This is a genomic window from Pristimantibacillus sp. PTI5 (assembly GCF_048572955.1).
GTDB lineage: Bacteria > Bacillota > Bacilli > Paenibacillales > Paenibacillaceae > Pristimantibacillus.
Map to the genome: position 1 here is coordinate 5,379,604 of NZ_CP183886.1, position 25,239 is coordinate 5,404,842.

At 47.9% G+C, this 25,239-nt stretch carries 16 protein-coding genes and 2 pseudogenes; 17 read left to right on the top strand and 1 reads right to left on the bottom strand.

From position 1 onward, the window contains the following. Nucleotides 1–70 precede the first annotated feature (70 nt). The 10 genes from ACN6MW_RS23940 (at nt 71) to ACN6MW_RS23985 (ending at nt 16,643) form a co-directional block, all read left to right on the top strand. The gene (locus ACN6MW_RS23940; RefSeq protein ID WP_419872380.1) at nt 71–1,021 is read left to right on the top strand and encodes an ABC transporter permease; all 951 of its coding nucleotides are present in this window, start codon (nt 71–73) and stop codon (nt 1,019–1,021) included. 12 nt (nt 1,022–1,033) lie between these two features. After that, entirely contained in the window at nt 1,034–1,909 is an 876-nt protein-coding gene (locus tag ACN6MW_RS23945; protein WP_419872381.1) for a carbohydrate ABC transporter permease, read from the top strand. A 129-nt stretch (nt 1,910–2,038) separates the two neighbouring features. Beyond that, nucleotides 2,039–3,769: an extracellular solute-binding protein gene (locus ACN6MW_RS23950; protein WP_419872382.1), complete on the top strand. Its 1,731-nt coding sequence runs from the start codon at nt 2,039–2,041 to the stop codon at nt 3,767–3,769. Between the two features lie 70 nt (nt 3,770–3,839). Next, complete coding sequence (locus ACN6MW_RS23955; protein WP_419872383.1) at nt 3,840–6,647, top strand: glycosyl hydrolase; 2,808 nt, start codon at nt 3,840–3,842, stop codon at nt 6,645–6,647. 188 nt (nt 6,648–6,835) lie between these two features. Next, complete coding sequence (locus ACN6MW_RS23960) at nt 6,836–7,666, top strand: AraC family transcriptional regulator (RefSeq protein ID WP_419872384.1); 831 nt, start codon at nt 6,836–6,838, stop codon at nt 7,664–7,666. 89 nt (nt 7,667–7,755) lie between these two features. Next, on the top strand, nt 7,756–10,590 hold the full coding sequence (locus ACN6MW_RS23965) for a family 78 glycoside hydrolase catalytic domain (RefSeq protein ID WP_419872385.1): 2,835 nt from the start codon (nt 7,756–7,758) through the stop codon (nt 10,588–10,590). Nucleotides 10,591–10,631: 41 nt separating this feature from the next. After that, nucleotides 10,632–11,621, top strand: a complete 990-nt coding sequence (locus ACN6MW_RS23970; RefSeq protein ID WP_419872386.1) for an alpha/beta hydrolase — start codon at nt 10,632–10,634, stop codon at nt 11,619–11,621. A 23-nt stretch (nt 11,622–11,644) separates the two neighbouring features. Beyond that, nucleotides 11,645–14,164, top strand: coding sequence for a beta-glucosidase family protein (locus ACN6MW_RS23975; protein ID WP_419872387.1), 2,520 nt, complete (start codon nt 11,645–11,647; stop codon nt 14,162–14,164). 3 nt (nt 14,165–14,167) lie between these two features. Next, nucleotides 14,168–14,926, top strand: a complete 759-nt coding sequence (locus tag ACN6MW_RS23980; protein ID WP_419872388.1) for an SDR family NAD(P)-dependent oxidoreductase — start codon at nt 14,168–14,170, stop codon at nt 14,924–14,926. Between the two features lie 127 nt (nt 14,927–15,053). Then, nucleotides 15,054–16,643, top strand: coding sequence for an MDR family MFS transporter (locus tag ACN6MW_RS23985; protein ID WP_419876430.1), 1,590 nt, complete (start codon nt 15,054–15,056; stop codon nt 16,641–16,643). A gap of 158 nt (nt 16,644–16,801) precedes the next feature. Here the strand turns inward: ACN6MW_RS23985 and ACN6MW_RS23990 are convergent. Continuing rightward, nucleotides 16,802–16,926, bottom strand: a pseudogene (locus tag ACN6MW_RS23990) (DNA-binding response regulator); the annotation flags it as partial. Between the two features lie 435 nt (nt 16,927–17,361). Between ACN6MW_RS23990 and ACN6MW_RS23995 the strand changes: the two are divergent. From ACN6MW_RS23995 to ACN6MW_RS24025, 7 genes and pseudogenes are all read left to right on the top strand, one after another. Continuing rightward, complete coding sequence (locus ACN6MW_RS23995) at nt 17,362–18,585, top strand: cytochrome P450 family protein (RefSeq protein ID WP_419872389.1); 1,224 nt, start codon at nt 17,362–17,364, stop codon at nt 18,583–18,585. A gap of 19 nt (nt 18,586–18,604) precedes the next feature. After that, entirely contained in the window at nt 18,605–19,837 is a 1,233-nt protein-coding gene (locus ACN6MW_RS24000) for a cytochrome P450 (protein ID WP_419872390.1), read from the top strand. A 63-nt stretch (nt 19,838–19,900) separates the two neighbouring features. Beyond that, nucleotides 19,901–20,143 (top strand): annotated as a pseudogene (locus ACN6MW_RS24005) (ferredoxin--NADP(+) reductase); the annotation flags it as partial. A 33-nt stretch (nt 20,144–20,176) separates the two neighbouring features. Then, nucleotides 20,177–20,419 carry a ferredoxin gene (locus ACN6MW_RS24010; protein WP_419872391.1) on the top strand — a complete coding sequence of 81 codons (243 nt, stop codon included), beginning with the start codon at nt 20,177–20,179 and terminating at the stop codon, nt 20,417–20,419. Between the two features lie 375 nt (nt 20,420–20,794). Then, nucleotides 20,795–21,808 (top strand): response regulator transcription factor, encoded by a 1,014-nt coding sequence (locus ACN6MW_RS24015; protein WP_419872392.1) that lies wholly within the window; start codon nt 20,795–20,797, stop codon nt 21,806–21,808. Nucleotide 21,809: 1 nt separating this feature from the next. Further along, a complete protein-coding gene (locus ACN6MW_RS24020) occupies nt 21,810–23,639 on the top strand; it encodes a cache domain-containing sensor histidine kinase (protein WP_419872393.1) in 1,830 nt (609 codons plus the stop codon). A 79-nt stretch (nt 23,640–23,718) separates the two neighbouring features. Next, nucleotides 23,719–25,239 carry an extracellular solute-binding protein gene (locus ACN6MW_RS24025; RefSeq protein ID WP_419872394.1) on the top strand — a complete coding sequence of 507 codons (1,521 nt, stop codon included), beginning with the start codon at nt 23,719–23,721 and terminating at the stop codon, nt 25,237–25,239.

Consider the following 25,239-nt stretch of genomic DNA (forward strand, 5'->3'; position numbering starts at 1 on the left):
TATATCAGAGGATAAAGTCCCTGTCTTACAATGATGGTAACACATCGACTTCAAGATATAGGGGGAAATTATGGAGACAATAATAAAGACCGCAACGGATACCGCTGGCCAGAGAAAGAGGAGAAGAATCGTCCGCAGAAGGGATAGATGGCAATTATATCTCATGTTGCTTCCGGCGATCGTACTCACGATTATTTTTATCTACCTTCCGATGGGCGGCCTGGTCATGGCCTTTCAAGAGTACAAGCCTTACTTGGGCATTATGGGTTCTAAATGGGTTGGCTTAGATCAATTCAAGTTTTTGTTCGAATATCCAGACAGCGTACAGGTTATTTGGAACACGCTTCGAATCGCATTGCTCAAACTCGTCTTTGGCGTGATGTCGACGTTAACGTTCGCATTGCTCCTAAACGAGGTGCGGAAGAAATTCGTTCGTAATACTGTCCAAACATTTGTTTTTCTACCGCATTTCTTGTCGTGGGTTGTGCTCGGCGGTATATTTATGGAACTGCTGGATCCTGAGACAGGGTTGGTGAATCAGATGCTTGCAGCGCTCGGCAGGGAACCGATCTTCTTCCTGGGTGACAACAATTGGTTTCTGGCAACAATCGTTTCGAGCGAGGTATGGAAAGAGTTCGGTTACGGCTCCATCATTTTTCTAGCGGCTTTGGCGGGGATTAACCCAGCCCTCTATGAAGCCGCACAGTTAGATGGTGCCGGCAAATGGAAACAGACGCTGCACGTTACACTGCCGTCCATCATTCCAACCATTGCCGTCGTTCTTGCCCTGTCGATTAGCCAAGTTCTGAATGCGGGGTTTGATCAGATCTTTAACCTGTATAATCCTCTTGTTTATGAAAAAGGGGATATCATCGATACTTTCGTCTATCGGATCGGCCTCATCGATGGGAACTATAGCTTTGGTACGGCAATCGGTTTGTTCAAATCGGTGGTCGGCTTGATTTTAATCGTCGGTGCTTACCGGGTGGCCCATAAAGTCGCCGGATACAAAATTTTCTAAGGAGTGATCACGATGCAAACAATATCATCACCAGAACGATGGTTTCAAAGGTTTAACAACGTCTTAATGATTTTTCTTGCCGTCATTTGTATTGTCCCTCTAGTACATGTGGTTTCGCTCTCACTCAGCTCGAGTGCAGCCATTCTATCGAACAGCGTAACCTTTTGGCCGCAAGGGTTGAATTTCAATGCCTATGTTGTTGCATTGGAGAATCCCAGACTACTGGACTCCGTCTGGGTCTCCATCGAGCGGACTGCTTTGAGCCTGCTGCTGGGATTGCTTGTCAACTGTTTGGCAGCTTACGTGTTATCCAAGGAAGGGGGAAGAGACGGGATCGCCGGGTATAAGGGGTTCGTCGGCTTCTTCATCGTGGCCATGCTTTTTAACGGCGGTATGATCCCGACTTACCTTGTGGTAACGAAAATAGGTCTTTACGATTCCATCTGGGCGTTGGTCCTTCCATCCCTTGTGAATGTCTTTTATTTGATCCTGCTTATGAACTTCTTTAAAGCACTGCCCAAAGAACTGGAGGAAGCCGCTTTTATGGATGGAGCGAATCATTGGCAGGTATTTTCGCGAATGTTCCTGCCGCTGTCGATGCCTGTCCTTGCAACGGTGGGTATGTTCATGGTCGTCAATGATTGGAATGAATGGTTGATGGGGTCAATCTATATGAGGACGGATAATGTTCCGCTGAGTACGTTCTTGAAATCAATTATTGCAGTGCCGATTATCGATGCGAGCAATGCCGAAGAGGTCGCCAAATTGAACAGTCGTTCGATAGGCTCAGCCCAAATTATTATTGGAGCGCTTCCGATTCTCTTCATCTATCCGGTCCTACAGAAGTTTTTCACGCAAGGCATCGTCATCGGTGCGGTCAAGGAATAGCGCAAACCATTTGCAGTCTGATGTTAAGATATAGCTATAGCAAATTAATGATGCGTTATATCAACCTATTGAAAGCGTTTTTATAATTAAGCTTGCAACGACAATAACGAATAGACGGGGGTTAAGAGTATGGGCAAAAAAGGGAGGTTTTTCTCCACAACGCTGGCCGTGGTCGTCCTGACCGCTTCGCTGGCAGCCTGCAGCAGCAACAATAAGGAGGGCAACGGCTCCACATCAAACAACAAAGGTTCTGATTCTAAAGCAAACGCATCGGAGCTGAATATCGTGAACGGCAAGATCGAACCGGCCGTCACGATTACAATGGTTCGTGGCGAGGATCCGACGGCCAAATTCAAAAACAACGAGACGTACGCCGACAACGTGCACACACGTTGGGCGAAAGAAGCGCTTGGCGTAGACATCAAAACATTGTGGAGCTCGCCGAGCGCGGATGGTTCCTACGACACCAAGCTGAAACTGATGCTATCCTCAGGCGAAGAGCTGCCGGATGTTTTCGTTTCCACACAGCCGAATACGACGAACATGTTCATCGAGTCCGGAAAAGTATTGGATGTCGGCGAAGCGTTCGAGAAGTACGCATCGGAGACGTATAAAGCGGCGATGTCCGAAGTGCCGGAGGCATGGCATCCGTTCATGAAGGACGGCAAAAAATACGCTCTTCCGGTTCTGAGACCTACAATGGGTACGCAATCCCCGCTCTGGATTCGACAAGATTGGTTGGACAAATTAGGATTGAAGGCTCCGGCTACTATTGAAGAATTTGAAGTCGTGATGGACGCGTTTGTCAATAAGGATCCGGACGGGAACGGTAAGAAAGATACGGTGGCGCTTGATTTCGGGATGAAAGACGCGTTCCTCGGTTATCCGGTCGGAGATTCCTCGTGGATTTTTGGATTGTTCGGTGCGATTCCTGAACGCTGGTATCCAGGGAAAGACGGCAAACTCCAATATGGTTCCGTGCAGCCGGGTATCAAAGAAGCGTTGGCAAAATTGAAAGAGTGGAAAGATAAAGGCTATATTGCTCAAGACATTGCGCTTCATGACTTCAACAAAGTAGCTGAGAATGTCGCTACCGGCAAAGTCGGCATGCTGGGCGGCGAGAACTGGCTGATGGTATATCCGGGCTCGATGATGCTGGCATCGAACCCTACTGCGATGTATGTTCCTTATCTGCTTCCGAAAGGAAACAACGGCGAAAATATGCGCACGATTGCGAGTCCGTATACGGGCGCGATCCTAATCAGCAAGGACATCTCTGACGAGGCGCTGCAGGCGTTCTTTCATTATCAGAATGCACTATACGAATCGTACAACACCGATGATCCGTTCCTTTTCAAAGGGTTCCAGGAAGGCTACGATTATGTCATTCAGGACAGCAAAGCGATTGTAGATGAGAAGAAAATTACGGGCGGCAAGGTTGCGACGATGAAATATACCATTTCCGGGGCCCAGACGGTATATCCTTCCAAATTGCTAGAAGCAACGCTGAAGCGGGCAAAAGGCGAGGAACTATCCAATCAGGAACTGGCCGCATTCGCTACCTCTGCTATTTTTGGTGCAGATGAAAGTAACCCGTTAGAGAAAATCACAGATCAAGCTACGCTGGTAATTGCTACTCAGACGGATGCAGATGTTCCGGAGTACTTCCAGGGCCCTGCTACACCTACGATGTCTTCCCGCAACGAACTGCTCAAAAAAATGCAGATGGATACGTTCACGGAGATCATCTACGGCAAGCAGCCAGTTGACGCTTTAGATGCATTCGTCGAGAAGTGGAGATCATCCGGCGGCGACGATATTACAAAGGAAATTAACGCGTGGTATGATTCTGTGAAATAAACGATTCGAAGAGGGTCGGCTTCGGTACCATCCGAAGCCGACTTTCTATTTTAAAAGGAGGCTATGCACAATGAAGGAGATTGTACGACAATTCCAGAGTCCATCTAAACGGTTCAGACCGAAGATGAGATGGTGGCTGCCAGGAGCGTTCATGCATAATGATGAAATCAAACGGGAGATCGAGTGGCTGGTGAGCGCGGGATACGGCGGTGCGGAAATTATTGATTTCTTCGCAATTCCTACGGCTGATGTAGACAAGGCAGATTACGGAAAATACGGCTTCGGCTCCGACGAGTGGAACGATCGTATGAAGGCGGCCCTGGAAGTGGCAATTCCACTAGATTTTCAACTCGACTTCACCGTGGGGCCGCTTTGGCCTATCGCAACTCCTGCAATTAAGGATAGAAACGACTATCGATGTACTCAAGGCCTTCACGTCGGCACGTTATCATTTACCGGTTCGTTTAAGGGTCCAATCCCCGCATCCGAAACCGTCGACCTCGAACGCACCTGTAAACTGGTGGCTGTTACTGCGGCACGCAAGCATGTTGGCGCATCGGTCGGCAAACGGATTACGCTGGATTTGGACTCGGCCGTCGATTTGAGCTCCCTGGTTTCCGTTGACGGTTCGGGACACCGGTTGGCATGGACGCCGCCTTCCGAAGGAGAGTGGTGTCTATTCGGATTCTGGAGCCAAACGAACGGTCAAATGAATGACTCCGCGACCGCTCCCGTGCTCGATCACTTCTCGAAGGATTCGGTTGATGCAGTCGTAGGGTATTGGGACGAGCGTCTTTTTAGCGATCCAGTCATCAGGGCTTTGTACGAGAAAAATGCGGGGTGTTTGTTCTGTGATTCCATCGAGCTGAACGCAACAATGCTCGGTGGCATGTATGGTGGAACGCCGATGCCGGTCGCCATCTGGACGCGAGAACTGTTGAACGAATTCCGGATGCGCCGAGGATATCATCTCGCCCCTTATTTGCCGTCGATTTTTATCAGTGGGCTCTATCAATTAAGCGATCGGAACCCGGACGGGGATTCGGAATACGATTTCTCGGACCGATCAGCGAATCACCGTATCCGGAACGACTTCTTTCTTACGTTAACGGACATGTTCCGTGACAATCACCTTCGCGCCTTACGGGAGTGGGCCAACCGTCATAACATGAAGCTCCGTTACCAAACATACGGTCTGCCAACGGAGCTAACGTCCGGTCTTATGGAGGTGGACGTCCCAGAGACCGAATCGTTGGGTTTTGGAGACAGCACGGACGGCTATCGATTTCAATCCGGGGCCGTGCATATAGCGGCACGCGAGATATACTCCATGGAAGTCGGGGCAGTGATGGGATACGGTTATAAGCAAACTTGGACGGGACATGACTTTGGACTGCTGTGGCAGCTTCATCGCGGCTTTGCGGCCGGCGTCAACCAAGCGGTGATGCATGGTATGTCTTACGAATCAGCTTCTGCTGCCGGACATTTTGCTGAGGCATTCCAATGGCCGGGTCTGTCGCTCATGGGGACGATGTTTTCAAACGAATGGGGCAAACGTCAACCGAATTCCCTCCATGCAAGAGATATCACCGACTACATGGCTCGGAACCAGTTCATTCTTCGTTCCGGGACGCCTAAGGTGGATCTGGCGATCTATCGTTATCATATCGACGGTGTCCATCACGGAATGGGGACGGAGCAAACCGTTTACGAGAAAGCAGGATATTCTTACGACTTCGTTAGTCCGGCTTTGTTAGCGTTCGATACGGCATTCATCGGTACATTTGACGGTCACCCCGCTCTTGCTGCTGACGGACCTGCGTATAAGGCGGTTATCGTCGATATGCGCAAAAATACGGATAACGGGGAATGGATGCCCTCCGACATGCCGCTCGAGACTGCGGACCGACTGATCACTTATGCGGAGGCGGAGTTGCCGATCATCCTCGTCGGCGGGGGGCCAGACCGTACGATATCCTACTATGGCGATCGGCAGCGGATGGAGACGGAGGATGCCGAGTTAGTTCAACGGATAGAGCGACTTCGCGCGATGCCGACCGTCTGCAGCGTTCAATCTCAAGAAGATGTAGCCGAAGCGTTGGGGCAGCTTTCTGTTACACCCGCAGCCCGGGTAGACGGCAGCCAACATGTGCTGTCCGTCCGACGCAGCGATCTCAGCGCAAACTACTACTATCTGTATAATCCAAGTCTTGAAGCCGCGTTCGACGGTGATCTCTATTTCATCGGAGAGGGACGGATATATATGCTGGACGCCTGGAACGGTAAGATTCAGGCGATGGAAACGGAATCCGTAGCCGGCGGACGGGTAGCTACAAAGATTCGATTGGCGCCGAATGCGACGGTGTTAATCGTCGTTACGCCTGAGGCTATACAAGAGATAGAGGCAGAGAAGTTGGCTGTACCGACGGTCGGAGAGACCATTGAATTAAACAGTTGGACATTATCCATAGAGAGTTGGACGGCAGGCTCCGTACCAACGGAAACGAAGATCGAGATGATCGAGATGGAACTGGAGGAATTGAGGGCATGGTCGGATATTCCTGCACTACAGGATAAGTCCGGAATCGGTCGATATCGGACATCGTTCCGGCTTGAGGAGTCCGCGGAATCGTTGACAAATGCTGTTCTCGCACTCGGTGAAGTATGCGATACGTTTCGGGTGAGCGTGAATGGACAAGTCCTCCAGGCGGTCAATCAAATCGAACGACGCGTCTGTATCGGTACATTCTTACGAGAAGGGAATAACACCATTGAGATTGAAGTAGCAACGACGTTAAATAACGCGCTCCGGTTAATCGATTCCAAGAGACAACCGCAACCGTATGGCTTGATCGGACCAGTCGTCATTATCAAATAGTTTCCTAAGAGGCCGGCGCAAGCCGGCCTTTTTCGGTGATTTTCGGACGCTCACCTTTAGTTAAGATTCCATTATCCCATCTTTAGATTGAGCTATATCACGTGGTGATGGTGTCTTATAAACTTGGAGTATACAGCTAGGTTGGATTTTATATGACTAATGCTTTCCGGTCTAAAGGAGGATCTAAGATGAGTGAATATCCGTTGCTTCCCGGACATTATTATTTCAAAAATGATGCGTCGATCCAATCGATGATAACCGAAGAATCGCCCTATCAGATCAGGCATCGCCATGATTTCATTGAAATTGCCTATGTCGTGGAAGGGGAAGGCTTGCATTACATCGGGGACAAAATTTTGCGCGCGCGCAGAGGGGATTTGTACCTGATACCGGCAGGGGAATCGCATGTCTTTCAGCCGCGGGACTTATCAGGCAAACTACCGTTACGCATCATGAACTGCCTATACAATGCGGAAAGCATAACCGAGGCAGCACATCACATTCCTCAGAGCTGGCAGGTGTATCATGACGATACCGGTGAATGCGAAACGATATTTGCCAAGATGTTGATTGAACAACAGCACACGGCCATTTCCAGGGATGCACTCGTTTCGTTATGGACGCAGCTATTGGAAATACTCCTATTCAAGTCGGAAAAGGCTCCAATGCACTATCTTGAGAACGATGAGGCTCCGATTCATCAAGCGATACAGCTGATGTGTTTAAAATTTATGAATCCACTCACCCTGCAGGAAGTCAGTGGATTTGTCGCAATGAGCACCCGTCATTTTCAGAGGTTATTTAAATCCTCTACCGGAAGTTCTTTTATACAAATGCTTCAAGATATCAGAATACGTAACGGTTGTGGGCTGCTTCAATATACTCGAATGAGCGTTCAATCGATCGCCGAGACGGTCGGCATTCATGACATGCATTATTTCTACAGGCTTTTCCGAGAGCGTTGCGGCATGACGCCTGCAGCTTTTCGCCTCTTTCATGATCGGAGGGGCACCGCTTAAAATGGCGTGATCGCACATATTTTTTGTTTGCCGGCTTTGATATTTTATAGACATAACGCATCGAAATATTTGAATTGAGGTGGAGCCTTATGAAAATTACCCGATTGAAGACCAACCGCATAATAAACCCACTGGGTTTCTCGCTTGGCAGGCCAAGGCTTTCCTACGTTGTAACGGAGACTGACGCGAAGAAACAGTCTGCCGCTCGATATGAAATCGCTCTGGATGAGGCTTTCTCAAACGTCATCTACGACAGTGGCAAACGGGCGGAGATCGACAGCCTTGCTTTCGATCTGTCGATCGAATTGCTACCGAGAACAAGGTACTATTGGCGCGTGGAAGTATGGGCGGACAACGGCGACCATGCCGTAAGTGATACCGCATGGTTCGAAACAGCATTGCTGGATGAACCGTGGAGCGGAAAATGGATTGTGCCCGATATGGACAAGGAGATTCATCCGGTTCTCAACCGTGTGTTCGAGCTCACTGGACCAATCGCTTCGGCTCGCGCTTACGTTTGTGGGCTCGGTCTGTATGAAATGCTAATCAACGGAGAAAAAGCCGGGGACGAGTATTTCGCGCCGCACTTCAACGCCTACCAGAAGTGGATGCAGTATCAGACGTACGATATAACCGAGCTGCTCCTACAAGGCGAGAACAAGGTGTCAGTCAGTCTAGGCAACGGCTTGTATAAAGGGCGGTTCGGCTTTGACGGTCATTCGGCTGAGCTATACGGCAGCGAATTCGCGCTCCTCTGCGAAATCGTCGTGACATATGCTGACGGGACAACAGCCGTTATTCCTTCGGATACGACCTGGACAGCGGCCAAAAGTAAAGTTATCGGCGGCAATCTGTATGACGGCGAGATCGTTGACGCAACTTTCGTCTCGTCGGAGATCTTTTCAGTACGTGAGGGTGGGCAAGGCTATGACCGGTTGAAAGCGCGACTTAGTCTGCCAGTCGTCGTGAAAGAAGAACTTAAACCCATTACTGTCATTCATACCCCTGCAGGCGAATCGGTGCTAGACATGGGGCAGAACATGGTCGGCTGGATCCGATTCCGCACCAATGCACCCAAGGGCACAGTTATCCGGTTACAGTATGGAGAAGTGCTGCAAAACGGCAATTTCTATCGTGACAACCTGCGTACGGCGAAAGCGGAATATCAGTATACGGCTGACGGCCGGGAAGCAGTTGTTCGCCCGTTCTTCACCTTCTATGGATTCCGGTACGTTAAAGTTGAAGGCTGGCAAGGCGAGCTTAACCCAGATGACTTCACCGGCTGTGTCATCTACTCGGATTTGGAGGAGACCGGCAGCTTCGAGACAAGCAACGAGCTCGTGAACCGGCTGTTTCTGAACGCGATGTGGGGTCAGAAAGGCAACTTCCTTGACATTCCTACGGACTGCCCGCAGCGAGACGAGCGCATGGGGTGGACAGGGGATGCACAGGTGTTCTCCGGTACGGCATGCTTCAATATGGACGCATATGCCTTCTTCAGCAAGTACGGGTACGATATGGGTCGCGAACAAGAGGAACGTAATGGCATGGTTCCGATGGTTGTGCCAGCATCCAACGTGCAGGGCGGCGGTTCGAGCGCATGGGCGGATGCGGCGACTATCATTCCGTGGAATGTCTATCTTCATTACGGGGATAAGGCAATCCTGGAGCAACAGTTTGATAGCATGAAGGGCTGGGTCGACTTCATCATCCGTGCGGACGATGAGACCGGAGGGAGAAGGCTGTGGACGACTGGGTTCCATTTTGGCGATTGGCTGGCATTGGACGGCAGTAATCCCGATTCCCCGATGGGCGGCACAGATACCGACTTTATCGCCTCGGCGTACTACCGTTATTCCTCGTCGCTGCTCGCAAAGGCGGCCCGGGTACTTGGGAGAACGGAGCTCATGGTGTATTACCAACGGATATCGGATGAAGTGAAGGCGGCGATCGAAGACGAGTTCTTCTCGAAGAACGGACGGTTGGCGCTGGATACGCAAACCGCATACGCGGTAGCCTTGTTCATGGACCTGGTCCCCGACGCATTTAAGACGAGAGCAGTCGAGGGGCTGCGCAAGAGGATGAAAATCGACCGGAACCATCTGAAGACCGGTTTCGTCGGCACGCCGTACTTGAACCAGGTCCTGTCTGACATCGGGTGCAACGATCTGGCGTATACGCTGCTGCTTAACGATGATTACCCAAGCTGGCTCTATGCCGTAAAGCTTGGAGCCACGACGATCTGGGAACGGTGGAATTCTATTCTGCCGGACGGGACGATCAGCGGCACAGGCATGAACTCACTGAATCATTACGCCTATGGGGCGATTGCGGAATGGATGTACCGTACGATTGCGGGCATCAATCCTACGGAGGATGCCCCTGGCTTCCGCCATGTCGAGTTGGCGCCGCAGCCGGATTATCGTCTTAAGTGGGCTAAAGCGAAGGTGCAATCGGCTGCAGGGGACTATGTGAGCGAGTGGACTTTCGATGAGGAAGGAAGGCTAACATTCCAATTTACGATACCGTTCAACGCCACCGCAACCGTTCGATTGCCTTATGCGGATTTGAAAAAGCTTATGATTAACGGTCAGATGTGGGAAACGAGCGGGTTGGCCGGCGCACAGCAGGAGGGAGAGGCACGGATCGAACTGGTCAGCGGCAATTACAAATTTCACTATGCACCGACAAAGAGTTATATTAAGCGGCTATGCACGACAACGCCGCTGGTCGAGCTGCTTCGTCATGAAGCGGCGAAGGACATCATTCACAATATTCTTCCTCCCGGTTTATCACTTGACCCGGATACGCTAAGCGTTTCAATTGGAGATGCGTCGTTTCGGGATCTGTCTGCTTACTATCCGATGGAAGCGGAATTACTCGACGATTTGGATAAACAGTTACTTGCTATACCATTAGGATGATTACGAGAACCAAACATCCTTAACGAAAATGGGGAGGTCCGATGAAAACATCCATTCTTAAGTTGAAGAACGAAAATGTCACTTTGACGACTTATCTTCTGGATTCATCGCCTGAAATGCCAAACACGTTTATCCGCCCGGCCATTCTTATTCTACCGGGCGGCGGCTATCGCGCCTGTTCGGATAGGGAAGCAGAGCCGGTCGCCATGGCCTTCCTGGCCGAAGGTTATCATGTCTTCGTCCTTAGATACTCGCTCAATCAGCATGCTGTTTTCCCGAAACCATTAAATGATGCGGAGGAAGCATTGGATCTGATACGTCAGCACAGCGGGGAATGGGGAATCGACCCTAATAAGGTGGCGGTATGCGGGTTTTCTGCAGGCGGGCACTTGGCCGCGGCACTCGGCACGATGGGGAGAGTCAGACCGAACGCGATGATTCTGGGCTACCCTTGTATATTGGCGACGATGGAGGGGATTCTCCCCGCGCCGATACCCGGAGTCGACGAAACGGTGGATGCCGCGACGCCGCCGGCTTTCATTTTCCATACCTTTGCGGATACGCTCGTGCCTGTTAACAATGCTTTGGCTCTCGCATCAGCGATGGATAAAGCAAAAGTGCCTTTTGAAATGCATATTTTCCAGAATGGCGTGCATGGCTTGTCATTAGCCAAGCCTGTTACCTCAAGCGGTTTACGTTCGATGACGGATGCTAATGCAGCCGAATGGTTCGGACTGTGCACCGCCTGGATCCGAAATGTGTTCGGCAATTTTCCCTCTCATGGAGATATCAACTTGAATGAAAATATTGTGGAATACACCGTGGATGTCCAATTAGGCGTACTTTGGAAAAATCCTGCTTGCAAAAGCATGGTGCTGTCAGTAATGCCCGTACTGGAAAACAGTCCCCAGCTGCAGGATGCCATGGGTGTCCCGTTAAAAACGATCATCGAATTCGCCGATGGACTTCTGTCCAACGAGGGAATCGACCAATTGAATGAGAAACTGAAGGCAATTCCCTTACAGCAATGATACGCGATTAGGAGGACACCATAATGGAAAAGAATATCAGCACATTAATTGCAGCAATGACATTAGAAGAGAAAGCCGGACTTTGCTCGGGGGGGACATTCTGGTCGACAAAAGCGATTGACCGTCTCGGCATACCGTCCATCTTGTTGACGGACGGTCCGCATGGCGTTCGCAAACAAGCTGGAGATGCGGACCATCTAGGCCTGAACGAGAGCGTGCCTGCGACGTGTTTCCCATCGGCAGTTGGACTGGCAAGCTCTTGGAACCAGGAGTTGATTGAGCGTGTAGGCCAAGCACTAGGCAAAGAAAGTCAGGCCGAGGGCGTTGCCATTCTGCTTGGTCCAGGCGCCAATATTAAACGATCGCCGCTGTGCGGCAGGAATTTCGAATACTTCTCAGAGGATCCCTATCTGACCGGCGAGCTGGCTTCCGCACATATTGCGGGTGTTCAGAGCCAGGGTGTAGGTACGTCCCTTAAGCATTTTGCCGTTAACAATCAGGAGCATCGCCGCATGACGACGGACGCAGTTGTGGATGAGCGCACATTGCGTGAGATCTATCTCACCGGATTCGAAATCGCCGTCACAAAATCGCAGCCATGGACCGTCATGTCGGCGTACAATCGCCTGAACGGTACCTATTGCTCCGAGAATGAAACCTTACTCAATCTTATTTTAAAGAAAGAATGGGGGCACGAGGGGTTTGTCGTTTCCGACTGGGGCGCAGTAAACGAAGCCGCAGACAGCGTCGCGGCAAGTCTCTCTCTGGAGATGCCGGCGAGCCATGGCGTCGGTCAACATAAAATCGTTGAGGCCATAAAGAACGGGCAACTGTCCGAGAAGGCGTTGGACCTCGCGGTGGAACGGCTTTTAACCGTCATCTATAAAGCCGTGGTTAACAAGAAAGAAAATGCGGTATACGACCATGAGGCGCATCATCTGTTAGCACGCGAAACCGCACGGGAAACGATGGTGCTGCTGAAAAATGACGGCGGGCTGCTCCCGCTCGCAAAACAAGGCAAGATTGCGATCATCGGTGCTATGGCAGAGCATGTTCGCTATCAAGGCGGTGGCAGCTCTCATATCAAACCCACAAAACTAGATAGCATTAGGGAAGAAATCGCAAAATCGGCAGGTAGCGAGACTCAGGTGCGCTATGCGCAAGGATACAATTTGGATAGCGATGACATCATGGATGCCCAAGTCGATGAAGCCAAGCAACTGGCTGAGGAATGCGACACGGCGATTCTTTTCGTCGGACTGCCCGATCGATACGAATCCGAAGGATATGATCGGACGCATCTTGGTATACCTGCGAACCAAGTTCACCTGATTGAACAAATCGCATCGGTCCAGTCGAATATTGTGGTCGTCCTTAGCAACGGAGCACCGGTTGTGATGCCTTGGCTTAGTAACGTAAAGGCCGTACTAGAAGCCTACTTGGGTGGACAGGCAGCGGGTGGTGCGATTGCAGATTTGCTGTTCGGTGACGCCAATCCAAGCGGAAAGCTGGCGGAAACCTTTCCGAGAAGCTTGAAGCAGAATCCGTCGCATCCCTATTTCCCAGGCGAAGGCGACCGGGTGGAGTATCGGGAGGGGCTCTTAGTCGGTTATAGGTACTACGATGCAAAGGATATCGTGCCGCTTTTCCCCTTTGGTTATGGTTTAAGTTACACCACCTTTGCCTATAGCGATCTGTTGCTTGATAAGGGTGACATTTCCGACCAAGATACCGTTCAGGTCAGGGTGAGGGTGAAGAACACGGGTAGCCGCTTTGGGAAAGAAATCGTCCAACTGTACGTACGTCACGCTACTCCTAGTGTCATTCGTCCGGAGAAGGAACTGAAAGGCTTTGCCAAGGTCTCACTGGAACCGGGAGAAGAGCAAATCGTTACCCTTACCTTAAATAAACGAAGTTTCGCCTATTACTGCGCAGAACTGAAAGGTTGGCATGTAGAATCCGGCGAATACGAAGTCCTGATCGGAAGCTCTTCTCGCGACATCGCCCTGAAGGCGATCGTGAATGTACAGTCAACGACTGTGACTGTGCCGACCTTTCACCGTAACACGACACTGGGTGAGTTGATGGCGAATCCGCAAACGGCCCCCGTACTTGCTCAACTGCAAAGCATGGCGCCGCAATCCGAAACGCCTTCAGACGCCGTATCCCCTGAAATGATGGCAGCTGCCATGCGGTATATGCCGCTTCGCGCCCTGCTTCCTTTCACTGGCGGAGCCATGACGGAAGAGACACTTTCCGCGCTTCTCGAGCAATTTAATGCTGCCGTCCGATCGGACAATAAAACGAACAAAACGGAGGAGATAGCCATGACCTTTAACGAGAATAGCAAGCTGGGCGATTTGCTGTCGAGTAAAGCGGCAACCGCTGTGCTGGAGAAACATCTACCGGGCATCTCGACCAATCCGATGGTTGGCATGGGTAAAGCCTTTACGCTCAAACAATTAGCTGGCATTCCGCAAGCCAACTTATCTAATGAAATAATCATGGCCATCGTAGCGGACCTGGCTGGAAACGAGGGATAAAACATGGAAACGAAACGTCATATTGTCATTGTCACTGGGGCAGGCAGCGGGATCGGACGAGCAGCCTCCTTGAGGCTGTCGCAAGCAGGATCGAAGATCGTTGCAGTGGATTTTAATCGAACAACGGGAGAACAAACGGTTGAGCTTATCCGCGAGCAGGGCGGCGAAGGTGTATTCGTTCAAGCCGATGTATCGAAAAGCGAGGATGTTGAGCGCTATGTCAACATCGCCGTTGAAACGTACGGACAGATTGACGCTTTCTTCAACAACGCAGGCGTTCTCCAGAAATTTTCCATGCTGACGGAGATCGACCTGACTGAATTTGACCGTGTCATGGACGTCAATGTACGTGGCGTATTCCTTGGCCTTAAGCATGTGCTCAAAGTTATGGAGAAGCAGGGTTACGGGTCAATCATTAACACAGCTTCAACCGCTGGGATTCGAGCTGAACACAGCATCGCCGTATATTCGGCGAGCAAACATGCCGTCGTTGGACTGACCAAAGCCGCAGCTTTGGAATATGTGAGAAAGGGCATTCGTGTAAACGCGATCTGTCCGGGCGGCGTTGATACGGCGCTGACACAAGGCGTTCCGGCCATGATGCAGGAAAGCGGCTATGTGCCGGAGGAGTTTCCTAACATGCGGATCGGCCGGTTTGCCGACCCTGGCGAACTCGCGGAAATGGTCGTGTTCCTCGCTTCCGATAAGTCCAGTTACATGACAGGTTCCATCATTGCTGTAGATGGAGGATTAACATTGTAACCCGTGACGCGCTTCGCATCCCAAAACAATAATAAGGTCCAAGTCCTGCTCTCTCCAAAAGGGCGGGACTTCTTTATGTAAACAAAGGAGATGACAAATCGTGGAGGCTACGCAGTCTTTAGTGCATATGGAAAAGAAGCAGGAAGTGAAGCATCAGGGTTTGCTGCTTACCGGACTATTTATCGCCATGCTTTTTGGCGCGCTTGACGGTACGATTGTCGGTACTGCAATGCCAAGAATTATCGGTGAGCTTGGCGGCATGGGGTTAATGGCGTGGTTATCGACTTCCTACATGCTGACCTCGACGGTAATTGTGCCAATCGCAGGCAAATTATCCGATCTGATCGGTCGGAAAATAGTGTATGTTACCGGTCTTGGGATATTCATTATTGGCTCAGCTTTATGCGGCTTGTCACAGAATATGACGGAATTAGTTCTTTTTCGGGCGCTTCAGGGAGTAGGGGGCGGGATCATGATGCCCATGGCGATGATCATTGTCGGGGATCTATTTACTGGAGCAAAGCGTGCAAGATGGCAGGGCATGTTTGGCGCCCTTTTCGGACTAGCCGGTGTCATTGGTCCTCAGGTGGGCGGCTGGATCGTGGATAGTTGGAATTGGAGATGGGTCTTTTACATTAACCTCCCAGTAGGCATTATCGCAACGATCATAATCGCTATGGCGCTTCCGAAACATCGTTCCCTTGAAGTTGTTCGCTTTGACATAGCAGGTATGTTGACGATGGTTATCGGGGTTGTCGGGCTATTGCTTGCCTTGACGTTAGGCGGGAAGGATTACCCTTGGGCTTCTTGGCAAATCATCGGTCTATTTGCCGTTTCGTTCCTCTTTGTCCTGATCTTTATTAGGATAGAGACAAGAGCGACAGATCCTATATTGCCGATGCGTTTTTTTAAAGACCGCACGTTTACCTTGATTAATTCGATTGGTTTTTTGATGAGCGTAGGGATGTTTGGCGCGATGATGTTTGTCCCTTTATATATGCAGGGCATTATGGGCTTCAGTCCATCCGCATCGGGTACCATTATGATGCCGCTCACGGTCACCATGATCAGCGCCAGTATTGTTTGCGGACTGATTATTGAGAAGACAGGTATTCGCATACAGATGGCAGCAGGCTTGCTCCTCATGGCAGTCGGTTTTGTCTTTCTTGCCATGATGGGGCTCTACACGAGTACATTAACCGTTACGATCACCATGCTTGTACTAGGTCTTGGAATGGGGATGGTTTTCCCGGGATTAACAGTAGCCCTTCAGGAAAGCTACCCGCAATCCGATCTCGGGCTCGTCACCTCGTCTAGCACCTTCTTTCGGCAAATCGGCGGGACATTTGGAATCACAGTGCTTGGTGCGATCATGAATCTGCGATCCAGTCAATATCTGACCGATCAGCTAATTCCCGCTTTGAACCAAATGCCGGAGAAAGGTCCCGAGGTAGATGCCATTATCTCACAAGCGGACCATGACCCACAGCAGCTTTTCTCTGCCTTGTTAAGTCCGGATACCATCAGCCAAATGCCACACGTGTTTCTGACCGACGTTGTTCCTATCATGAAATCCGCTCTCGTTGATTCTCTTCAAGTGGTATTCCTATGGTCGCTTGGATTTGTAGTCGTTGGTTTAGTGATTTGTTTTTTTCTCAGAAAGATCCATATTACCGAGAAAGCAAGGTCAAAGGGGAATACGTCACATTTTCACTAGGAGTTGCTGTTTACTCCGGATTCCCTAGATGATGCAGAAGTTTATAAATAAGAAGTTATGCGATTATGCGACACCTCGGTAAAGCATAAACGAGCGTGAAACGATAATCGATAACAGAAAAGAGGCGGCCTATTTATAGGCGGCCTCTTTAGCTTTTACAGCAAAGGACTTCCGTTTCTTGCTTCGCCAACAATTGATATTGCTCGCTTGTCTCTAGAATTAGCTTCAAGCCTTCCCGTACAACGAAATGATCATCAACAATAACGTTTCTATAGAGGGTCATTTAGATTCTCCTTCGATGAGAACAGTTTCAACTTTAATACTTGTGCCTTATAAATTAATCTAAACAAGCCCTCCGAACGCTTCGTGTCATTTTATGGCGAAATGGTTAGATCTTATGCCAAAAGTATTACGGTATATCGGAGTGTTGCTCCGAACAATGCTGGACAGGCCTGAACATATTATAGATTAACGAAGTTGAATCGTTCAGGTGGTTTTTGGATTAGCTGGAACGAAAATAAGGAGTTGAACAAGACGGAATCGTGAATGCGAGGTCGTTTTTTTTGTGTGTTATTCGTTAAAATGAACTATTAGTATAATTAGAAATGCTATATTTAATGGGTTTATTTACTCACTACCAATGAATCATTGTTATGAAATTTACGAGTAGTATAAAATGGGATTGTCATTATATTCTAATTGCCATAGGAGGCTGCAGATGACTACAAATCAGCAGAAGGAACCCATCCAGTCGAAAATCGATTTTCTGAACGAAGCGTTTATTCGAAATCCTCATCCCATCTATGCTGAAGTACGCGAGAAAGAACCGGTATCCCGTTTTCTTTTGCCTAGCGGTCATTATGCATGGATTGTTACGACTTATGAGGATGTCGCGGCTGTATTAAATGATTCGCGATTTGTGACTAGCCATCCGGTTGAGGAAGGCGTAGAACAACGGAAACTTCCGTCCCATGTAGAGATTATTTCCCGAAATCTAAGCAACGTGAATGCTTCTGATCACCGCAGGCTTAGGCGTTTGGTTCAGAAGGCCTTCACCCCGAGAATGGTAGAGGAACTTAGGGGACAGATCGTGGAGCTGACCAATGATCTTCTTGACCAAGTACAAGCAAAGGGAGAAATGAATCTGATCCAGGATTTTGCTTTCCCATTGCCTATCAAGGTCATATGCGAAATGCTGGGTGTTCCGGTCGAGGATCAGGATAAGTTCAGTGATTGGTCGGGCGCCATCATGGAAGGGTTTAATAATCCGATGCTCGCCGAACGCAGCGAGCAAGCATTGATCGCATTTATCGATTATTTACAGCAGTTAATTGCTAAAAGACGAAGCGATCTAAAGCAGGATTTAATCAGCGATCTTATCCGTGTCGAGGAAGACGGGGACATGCTTAGCGAGCATGAACTGTATGCAATGATATTTGTTCTGATCATCGCTGGTCATGAAACAACCGTAAATTTAATCGGCAATGGTGTGCTGTCATTATTGGAGCATCCAGAGCAGCTGGAGAAACTGAAAAACGAGCCTGGGCTGATCCATTCGGCGATCGAAGAGATATTGCGCTATGACGGGCCCGTTGAGGTTAATAACGTGAGATGGGCGACGGAAGACGTAGAGCTTCAAGGCAAGCAGATCCGAAAAGGAGAGATGGTGTTTGTCGCTCTATCGTCGGCAAATCGCGACGGCAGTCATTTTACTGATCCCACTACTTTCGACATTACAAGGAAAGTGAATGACCATCTCGCTTTCGGCAAGGGGATTCATTTCTGCATGGGCGCTCCTTTGGCAAGATTAGAAGGGGAAATTGCCATTAGTACATTGCTTCGGCGAATGCCTGCATTAAGATTGCAAACTAATCGAGAGTTATTGGATTGGCGTCATGGCATCATTATTCGCGGCTTAAAAGAAATTCCACTTGTGTTTTAGGGAGGAGAGGAACAAACAAATGTACAAACAAGTGATCTCACTTCAAGATATTACAAACTTTCAAACGCGGTCTGAAGAATTTTTCCCACTACACTGGTACCAAAAGATGCTATCCGATACCCCTGTTTATTATCACAAAGAAACGGATACCTGGAATATTTTCCGATATGAGGATGTCAAGCAGGTGTTAAGCAATCACCAACTATTTTCAAGTGAAGGCTCGAGGACAACGATCGCTGTTGGCGCCAAGAACAAAGAGGGTGCAGCCCCGGACAGGATAAATTTTTCCAACATGGATCCTCCCGAGCATCAAAAGAATCGCTCACTCGTGTCAGCTGCTTTTACCCCGCGCAGCTTGAAAATATGGGAGCCTCGAATCGAGAAAATCGCACACAGGCTTGTAGATAACATGAAGGGTGACACTACTGTCGATCTAGTACAGGTTTTTACAGGCCCCTTCCCTTCTATGGTCATGGCTGAATTGTTTGGCGTCCCCACAAAAGATAGCCATCTATTTAAAAACTGGGTCGATATTTTGTTCCAGCCTTTAAATCAAGAAAATGAACAGGAGATGGAAATTAGGAAGCAGACGGCAGCAAAAGAATATTATCAGTACCTGTATCCAATTGTTGTACTGAAACGGTTAGATCCTTCGGATGATATTATTTCTGATTTATTAAAAGTAGATATAGATGGTCAAAGATTTACAGATGACGAGATCGTTCGAACAACCATGCTTTTGTTAGGCGCAGGTGTAGAAACAACCAGTCACATGTTGTCCAGTAAGTTTTATTCTTTCTTGTATGACGATCCAACCCTATATGAACAATTAAGAAATAACTTAGGGCTCGTACCAAAAGCAGTCGAGGAGATGCTGCGATTCCGCTTTCATATCTCCAAAAGGCACCGCACCGTTAAGCAGGACAACAATGTTTTGGGGCATGAGCTCAAAAAAGGAGAGGTTGTCATTTCTTGGATGAGTGCAGCCAATATGGATGACCGGGTGTTTGAAAACCCCTTCGAGCTAAATATTCATCGCGAAAACAATCATAAACATTTAACCTTCGGAAATGGGCCGCATTTTTGTCTGGGGGGACCGCTTGCGAGATTAGAGTTGAATATCGCTTTAACTGTATTCCTGCAAAAATTTTCTCGTATTGAACCTGTGGAGTCTTTTGTCTTGGAGGACAATTTAGCAGCATCTGCCCCAGGTCAATCATTAGTTCGTCTACCATTGAAAATCTTTCTTTAAACGGATTCACCATCATTATCATTAATTATGAAGCGCTGAAATGAAGATCACTTGAGACAACGAATAGGGGAATGGGGACTAGCCCTTGAACAGAACGCTGTCGTAGTCAACAGCCGGATGCAAACGAATATTTCTGTTTTTTTTGCAGCCGGTGATATTGTGAAATATCCAGGGAAGGTGAAGTTGATTGCGGTAGGATTCGGAGAGGCACCGACGGCTGTTAACAACGCCATGACCTATATCGACCCGGAAGCTAAACTGTCCCCGGGGCATAGTAGTCACATCAAAATTCCACAGTTATCTTAGCGGCAACTATTATTAAGAAAAGGAAGATTGAGCATGGCCAAATACACATGGGTGGATAAAGATACATGCATAGCATGTGGTGCTTGCGGCGCTGCAGCTCCAGACATTTTCGATTATGACGGGGATGGGCTTGCTGAAGTGTTCTACGGTGGAGACGGAAATCGTGGTGTAACTGCAATAGAAAATGACGAACTCATTGATGATTTGCTTGATGCACAGGATGGATGTCCGACCGATTCGATCATAGTTGCGGATCAACCATTCTCGATCAGCTAAACAGGCGTATCTAAACGGACATTTTACAAGTTTAAGCTTATAAAATTCTCCTGATTGGTTACCATTCGAAGATTAAAATAAGAAAAAACAAAGATGCGTCGATAAACCGACGCATCTTTTTCATTTATGTATGATTAATTATCTAGATTGCGTTCTCTATACGGGCTCCAATATGGACGGACATTGGAAAAGCTCGGATTCCGGCTCAACTTGGGGTGTTCTGTGGCTGGCCAGCCCACGGACTATGTGCCTAAATTATTTTCAAAACCAAGAGGAAATACTTAAACGAATCAGGATGTCGAGAATTAATCGTGTTTCTTTCCAAAATTAAATGATTAGTCTATTATTATTTGAAAAACAATGCGGAGGGTTCTCATGCTTAAGGTTTTAGTTGCGGAAGACGAGCCATGGATTAGGGCGGCTATTATTGAAATGGTGGAGAGCATTGGACATGACATAAAAGTTGTTGGCGACGCCACGAACGGCGTAGAAGCCTGGCATATGCTTCAGCAATTGTGGCCGACCGTTTTAATTACAGATATTATGATGCCAGAGATGGACGGATTGGAGCTTGTTCAAAAAATTAATGAACATAAAATACCGATGGCAGTAATTATTATCAGTGGGTATGAAAACTTTCAGTACGCGCAAAGAGCAATAAGTTACGGTGTAAATAAGTATCTCCTAAAGCCAGTGAATAAAGAGGAAATGCGTGAAGCTTTACTTGAAGTGATGGGGAAACTGACCGAAATCGAAAAAATGAATCATCATTTGATCAAAATTCAAACTTATTTCGATACGATTAATGACATTGATTCCACATTGGGCATGAAAAACCTGCTTAAACTTGTAGATGATATCAGAAACTTAAAGCATGCGAATTATGGTGCTTACCTAAGCTTGCTTCGAATTATAGAGTCAAAGATCAGCACCTTGTTAACCAGCATCAACGCTGAGCATACCGTAAAGTCTAACTTTAGTGAGGTTTCCGATCAAGAAATTCGCAGACACTTGGGCAATTTAACGGAGTCTTGGTTTCTTCATCCAGAACGCAATAAGAAAGAACTTAGACAAAGTATTAAATCGGCGTGTAGTTTTATTCAAAACCATTATAGAGATGATATAACGTTAACCCAAATGGCAGAATATTCGAATTTAAGCATCTCACATTTCGGATCCTTGTTTAAAAGGTATACGGGAGAATCATTGATTTCCTATATTAACCAAGTACGCGTTGAAAAAGCGAAGGAGCTGCTTCGTAACTCAGACGATAAAATTTACATTATTGCCGAACAAGTTGGTTTTTCGAGCCAACCTTATTTTATTCGTGTTTTCAAAAATATGACGGGTATGTCGCCGAATGAATATCGGAAAAGTTGGGGGATATAGCATGAAGCAGCTGCTCTATCGTCTGACCTTAAGGCAAAAAATTATTGTAAGTTTTATAAGCATAGCATTGGTTTCTGTTTTATCCATGAATTTTCTCTCAAGCTTCTATTACAGCCGTACGATACAAAAGGATTTTTATAATGTCGCAGAAACCACGACGGAAAGCCTCAACCATCAGATAGAAATATACTTTCAACAGATTGCAAAATCAACCTATGCCATGAATGCAGGTGTACTCATGTACTCAAGCGTGTTTCTGGAACAAGGGGATTCTAGTTTGATTCAGGATTGGCTGAGAGATGATTCGATGAGCCTGGAGAAACGGTCCATGATTAAAGAAATTTTAAGGAAGTACATTTCGTTTAATTATCCGGAGATCGATAACATTTATCTTATGTCGCTGGACCGGAGAGTCCTGCCAACATACGGTGCTTCCAGCGACATCCAATTATCAAATCAACCCTGGTTTTCGCTGCCAATGAGTCCGCAACTGGAAATCATTCCAACATACTACGGTGAGCAGTTATCTTTTCCGGTGCTTGCAGCAGCGATTCCTATTTTTGATGTGGCCGATACAAAAATATCAGGCAGACTGGTATTGCAAATGAGATTAACTGAAATCAAGAACATGATTGGGAACATGCGAATCGGCAAAACCGGTTACATCTTTATGGTTTCATCGGATGGAAAAATCGTGCATCACCCTAATACGGAATGGTTGGCATCTCCAATCGAGGAAACTGGACTCTCATGGCTCTCGCTGGATGAGCCGAATTCTCTCCAAGAGTGGAACGGTGAAAAATATCTTGTTTCCTACAGTGTTTCTGAAGTGACAGGATGGAAGACCATTGCATTGGTACCGCTTAAAGAGATGGCGACAGGTTTGCAAATCGCTCAGAATTCGGCCGTCATCGTTATGGCTTTATTGATCCTGCTTATCATCATTTCTGTGCCGATTATGGCAAACCGAATCACCCGGTCGATGGTTCATTTGAAGAAAGCGATGGAACAGCTGCAGACTGGCGATTTATCCGTACGGGCACCCGTGACGCCAGAACGCGACGAAATCCAGATGCTTAGTTTAAGCTTTAACCGAATGGCAGAAAGGCTGAATCAACTTGTAAATACGGTGTACAGTATGGAGCTTAAGGAAGTTCAAATGAAACTACTGCAGAAAGAAGCGACGATTCAGGCTTTGCAAAATCAAATAAACCCTCACCTTCTATACAACACGTTGGATATCATCAAAAGTATCGCTTTTCTGGAAGGAGTACCAAGAATAGAGCGAATGGCGGAAAACCTCGGATCGTTGTACAGGTTCACAGCCAAACTGGAACAGTCGGAAATCAGTCTTACGGAGGAATTGGAACATCTGAAAAAATATCTGGAGATTATCCACGTTCGGTATACAAAGCATTTCGAAAGTAAGGTTTATGTTGATGACAAATATCTGAATGCAAGCATCATCAAACTCTCTTTACAGCCGATCGTCGAGAATGCAATTAAATATGCGGTTGAGCCCAAAAATGGGAAGGCTGCCGTGATCGTCAGCGCATATCCGGAAGCGTCTGACCTGATTATAGAAATTGGTGACAACGGTATGGGAATCAAGCCAGACATCCTACAAAACCTGAAAGAGCGACTTTCTTCCATCACGCATCAACCGAATCATGGCATGAAGGCTTATGATTCGTTGGGACTTATAAATGTCCACAATCGTTTGGTGCTTTTTTATGGTAAATCGTACGGCATAGAGATTCATTCCTTTCCAGGGAAAGGAACGGTTGTTTCGGTAAGAATTCCGTTCAAAAGAAAGGATAACATTTCGTGAGATTGTACAATTTTTTGGGATAATCAAGGCTCTATAATTAGGATTGTGATGAGAATGAAACACAAAAGGGAGTGTTGATTTGAAGAAAATTTTGAAGGCGGTTACAGTATCGTTCTTGGCTCTCAGCTTGGTCATCGGATGTTCGACCGCAAACCAAGGCGAGAATAAGACGAACGCAGGGTCTACAGCAGAGCCGGATGCAAACAACAAGGAGAAACTTGAAATCAATATTGCCGCTCAATATTGGAGCGGACCGAAATGGGCGGAGAATCACCCGACCATTAAGTATTTGAACGACAAGTTTAATATCGATCTCAAGCTGCAGTTTATTAACGGGCCTGAATACAACGAAAAGCTGAAGGTCATGGCAGCATCGGGTACGCTGCCGGACTTTTATCGGGTCGACGCCGCCACCTACATCGAATGGCAATCCGAAGGTGCCTTTGTAGAGTTAACGGATTTATTGCCGAAGTATCCGAACCTGAATTCGGCGTACCCGACAAGCGAAGCTATGACGGTGTTGAATCCAGAGGGGGAGTTGTACGGGCTTCCGGAAATTTCCTGGACTGTGCGCGATACGGTGCAGATTCGGCAAGACTGGTTGGATAACGTCGGTTTAGAGCTTCCTTCGGCCGAAGAGTTCACAGTCGATAAATTTTACGAAATCGCAAAAGCGTTCGCAAAGCAAGATCCGGATCAAAACGGAATTAAGGGCGATACGATCGGTTTTGCGGGCAACAACTTAGCGCTCCGGAATGCGTTCGGCCTCGCGAACGAATGGATCGAGAAAGATGGAAAGTTGATCCCGCACCAGGCGCAAGTAGAGGAGTATAAAGCTTATCTTGCCTTCATGAAGAAGGCTTACGACGAAGGCGTACTGGATCAAGACTTTGTGCTTCGCAAATCGAATGAAATTGAAGATTTAGTGAAAGCGAACAAGCTAGGTCTGTTCACCTATCACAACAACTACATTAATATCAACACGGAAATAAAGAAGACGTTCCCGGACACGAAGCCGGTTATCGTTCCCATGGCTCCGCCTGTAGGACCTACGGGGCTTCGCGGCAACACTAACATGGCGTTCGGCATGAATAAACAGGTTATCAATGCGAAAGCAAGCGATGCGAAGGTCGAACGGATTCTTCAAATCCTGGATTGGTGGGTCACCGAGGAAGGTACGCAGATTATGAAGAACGGCATTGAAGGCGTTCATTATAACAAGAACGCCGAAGGCAAGTATGAAGTAACCGACCTGTGGGAGCCGGAGATGCCGCGTTTCTTGAACAGCAGCCTCTTTAAACACCCCGGTACCGATTTTAACCTTTACCTCTGGACGGATAAAGCAGAAACTGACCGACATGAAACGTATACGGCACTCGTCGAGGAATATCCGTGGCCGAATGCAGCCATGGGCCTTGAATTCTATTCTGAGACGTACAAGACAAAAGGTGCGGATTTGAACGCAAAGTTTCAAGAGGCTATCTACAAGATCATTGTAGGAGCCCAACCGATCGAATTCATCGAACAAGCTTCCGCCGATTATCTTGCGGGCGGCGGTGAGCAAATCATGAAGGAAATAAACGAAGCAGCAACGAGATAA

Bases quoted from the DNA above. Each gene is read 5' to 3' on its own strand.
- ACN6MW_RS23940 (WP_419872380.1), top strand. From the start codon at position 71: ATGGAGACAATAATAAAGACCGCAACGGATACCGCTGGCCAGAGAAAG.
- ACN6MW_RS23945 (WP_419872381.1), top strand. From the start codon at position 1,034: ATGCAAACAATATCATCACCAGAACGATGGTTTCAAAGGTTTAACAAC.
- ACN6MW_RS23950 (WP_419872382.1), top strand. From the start codon at position 2,039: ATGGGCAAAAAAGGGAGGTTTTTCTCCACAACGCTGGCCGTGGTCGTC.
- ACN6MW_RS23955 (WP_419872383.1), top strand. From the start codon at position 3,840: ATGAAGGAGATTGTACGACAATTCCAGAGTCCATCTAAACGGTTCAGA.
- ACN6MW_RS23960 (WP_419872384.1), top strand. From the start codon at position 6,836: ATGAGTGAATATCCGTTGCTTCCCGGACATTATTATTTCAAAAATGAT.
- ACN6MW_RS23965 (WP_419872385.1), top strand. From the start codon at position 7,756: ATGAAAATTACCCGATTGAAGACCAACCGCATAATAAACCCACTGGGT.
- ACN6MW_RS23970 (WP_419872386.1), top strand. From the start codon at position 10,632: ATGAAAACATCCATTCTTAAGTTGAAGAACGAAAATGTCACTTTGACG.
- ACN6MW_RS23975 (WP_419872387.1), top strand. From the start codon at position 11,645: ATGGAAAAGAATATCAGCACATTAATTGCAGCAATGACATTAGAAGAG.
- ACN6MW_RS23980 (WP_419872388.1), top strand. From the start codon at position 14,168: ATGGAAACGAAACGTCATATTGTCATTGTCACTGGGGCAGGCAGCGGG.
- ACN6MW_RS23985 (WP_419876430.1), top strand. From the start codon at position 15,054: ATGGAAAAGAAGCAGGAAGTGAAGCATCAGGGTTTGCTGCTTACCGGA.
- ACN6MW_RS23995 (WP_419872389.1), top strand. From the start codon at position 17,362: ATGACTACAAATCAGCAGAAGGAACCCATCCAGTCGAAAATCGATTTT.
- ACN6MW_RS24000 (WP_419872390.1), top strand. From the start codon at position 18,605: ATGTACAAACAAGTGATCTCACTTCAAGATATTACAAACTTTCAAACG.
- ACN6MW_RS24010 (WP_419872391.1), top strand. From the start codon at position 20,177: ATGGCCAAATACACATGGGTGGATAAAGATACATGCATAGCATGTGGT.
- ACN6MW_RS24015 (WP_419872392.1), top strand. From the start codon at position 20,795: ATGCTTAAGGTTTTAGTTGCGGAAGACGAGCCATGGATTAGGGCGGCT.
- ACN6MW_RS24020 (WP_419872393.1), top strand. From the start codon at position 21,810: ATGAAGCAGCTGCTCTATCGTCTGACCTTAAGGCAAAAAATTATTGTA.